Source organism: Ensifer sp. LC11 (genome assembly GCF_001695835.1).
Taxonomy (GTDB): domain Bacteria; phylum Pseudomonadota; class Alphaproteobacteria; order Rhizobiales; family Rhizobiaceae; genus Ensifer.
In genome coordinates this window covers 1-3101 of the sequence record NZ_MBSO01000053.1, presented here as the reverse complement: position 1 = coordinate 3101, position 3101 = coordinate 1, and the positions used below count along the sequence as shown (strand labels likewise).

The 3101-nt window shown below is 63.0% G+C and carries 1 protein-coding gene; it reads right to left on the bottom strand.

From position 1 onward, the window contains the following. The coding region (locus BBX50_RS25550; protein ID WP_202619046.1) for a VCBS domain-containing protein at positions 1–3101 on the bottom strand (3101 nt) is incomplete at both ends.

Sequence of the window (3101 nt, the reverse complement as noted above, 5' to 3'; positions counted from 1 at the left end):
GCAACCTGGAAGCTCCAGCCAACCGAATTGCCCACCTGGTTCACCGGATCGAGCGCGAAGGTACCGAGATAACCGCTGCCACCGGCCGTGAAGCTGGCGCTGTGGGTGTCGAGCGTATCCACATCGGCGAACGCCACCGTGCCGCCCTGTGCGTGCGTCGTGGCATTTTCGCCACCCGAGTTATCGGCGATCTCCGTCACCGCACCGCTCTGCGTGCCCGAGGTGATCAACGGGGCGTCGTTCGTGCCAGTGATCACCACGGTTACCGTTTGGGTCGCGGTGCCCCCATGGCCATCGTTGATGATTACATTGTACTTCTGCGTCAGCGACTGACCTGCCTGCAGCGAGTCGAGCACGCCGTCGGCAACCTTGAAGCTCCAGCCGACCGAATTGCCCACCTGGTTCACAGCGGTGAGCGCGAACGTACCGAGATAGCCGCCGCCTTGCGCTGCGAAGCTGGCGCTGTGGGTGTCGAGTGTATCGACGTCGGCAAAGGTTACCGCGCCGCCATGAACGTGCACCACTGCATTCTCGCCAACCGCACCGTCAGCACGTTCCGTCACCGCTGCGCTCTGTGTACCGGAGGTGATCACCGGTGCATCATTCGTCCCGGTGATCATGATCGTCACCGTCTGCGTCGCGAAGCCGCTATGGCCGTCATTGACAAGCACGGTGTACTTCTGCGTCAGCGTCTGACCGGCCTGCAGCGAGTCCAGCACGCCGTCGGCAACCTTGAAGTTCCAGCCAATCGTGTCAGTTGCCTGATTCACTGCGTCCAGCGAGAAGGTGCCGAGATAACCGCCGCCCTGCGGCCAGAAGCTGGCGCTGTGGGTGTCGAGTGTATCGACGTCGGCAAAGGTTACCGCGCCGCCCTGAACATGCACGATCGCATTTTCGCCAGTCGCGCCGTCAGCGCGCTCCGTCACCGCGCCGCTCTGCACACCCGAGGTGATCACAGGTGCGTCGTTCGTTCCGAGGATTGCGATCGTCACCGTTTGCGCCGCCGTGCCGCCATGGCCGTCATCGACAGTCACGTCGTACGTCTGCACCAGAACCTGGCCGGCCTGTAGCGAATCCAGCACGCTGTCGGCCACCTGGAAGTTCCAGCCAACCTTGTCGGTGGCCTGATTGAGCGCGCCGAGCGAGAAGGTACCGAGATAGCCGCTGCCACCCGCCGTGAAGCTGGCGCTGTGCATATCCAGCGTGTCGACGTCAGCAAAGGCAATCGTGCCGTTCTTCGTATGCGTTACAGCATTCTCGCCCGGAGCACCGTCAAGGCGTTCCATCACGCCGCCAACCTGCCAACCGGAGGTGATCACCGGTGCATCATTGGTGCCGGTGATTGTGATCGTCACGGTCTGTGTCGCCGTGCCGCCGTGGCCATCATTGACGGTCACGTCGTACTTCTGCGTCAAGGTCTGGCCGGCTTGCAGCGAGTCGAGCACGCCGTCAGCCACCTTGAAGGTCCAGCCGACCTTGTCCGTCGCTTGGTTCAGCGAGCCGAGCGAGAAGGCGCCAAGATAGCCGCTGCCCTGCGCTGTGAAGCTGGCAGTGTGGGTGTCGAGCGTGTCGACGTCGGTAAAGGCAACGGCGCCGCCCTGGACATGAACGACATCATTTTCGCCAGTCGCGCCGTCAGCACGCTCCGTCACTGCACCACTCTGCGTGCCCGAAGTGATGATGGGGGCATCGTTGGTGCCGGTGATCGTGATCGTCACCGTCTGCGTCGCCGTGCCGCCATGACCGTCGTTGATGGTCACGTCATAGGTCTGTGTCAGCGTCTGACCGGCCTGCAGCGAGTCTATGACGCCGTCGGCAACCTTGAAGCTCCAGCCGACCGAATTGCCCACCTGGTTCACCGGGTTGAGCGCGAAGGTGCCGAGATAACCGTTGCCGTTCGCCTTGAAGCTGGCGCTGTGGGTGTCGAGTGTATCGACGTCGGCAAAGGCCACCTTGCCGTCCCGAACATGCAACACTGAGTTCTCGCCGGTCGCACCGTCGCCACGCTCGGTCACCACAGCGCTCTGTGTACCAGAGGTGATCACGGGGGCATCGTTGGTGCCGGTAATCGCAACCGTAACGGTCTGTGCCGCGAGGCCGCCATGACCGTCATTGACGAACACGGTGTACTTCTGCGTCAGCGTCTGACCGGCCTGCAGCGAGTCCAGCACGCCATCGGCAACCTTGAAGCTCCAGCCAATTGTATCGGTTGCCTGGTTGACCGCATCCAGCGAGAAGGTACCAAGATAACCGCCGCCATGCGGCAAGAAGCCGGCGCTGTGGGTGTCCAATGTATCGACGTCGGCAAACGTCACTGCCCCCCCTTGCGCATGGACGACCACATTTTCGCCTGTTGCGTTATCAGCGCGCTCCGTCACCGAAGCACTCTGCACGCCCGAGGTGATCACCGGTGCATCATTCGTCCCGAGGATTACGATCCTGACCGTCTGGGTGGCCGTACCGCCTTTACCGTCATCGACGGTCACGTCGTACGTCTGTACCAGGATCTGGCCGGCCTGCAGCGAGTCCAGTACGCCGTCGGCAACCTGGAAGTTCCAGCCGATCCTGTCGGTTGCCTGGTTCACCGGGTCGAGCGAGAAGGTACCGAGATAACCGCTGCCGCCTGCCATGAAGCTGGCGCTGTGGGTGTCCAGCGTGTCGACGTCGGCAAAGGTCACCGCGCCGCTCTCGGTGTGCGTCACCGCGTTCTCGCCCGCAGTACCGTCAAAGCGTTCCAACACGCCACCGACCTGCCGACCGGAGGTGATGATCGGCGCATCGTTGGTGCCGGTGATCGTGATCGTCACCGTCTGCGTCGCCGTGCCGCCTTGGCCGTCATCGACGGTCACGTCATAGGTCTGCGTCAGGATCTGGCCCGCCTGCAGCGAGTCCAGCACGCTGTCGGCAACCTGGAAGCTCCAGCCGACCTTGTCGCCCGCCTGATCGAGCGGGTCGAGCGAGAAGGTACCGAGATAACCATTACCACCGGCCGTGAAGCTGGCGCTGTGGGTGTCGAGCGTATCGACGTCGGCAAAGGCAACAGCGCCGCCCTGGGCGTGCGTCACCGTATTCTCGTCAGCCGCCTTGTCGGTGATCTCCGT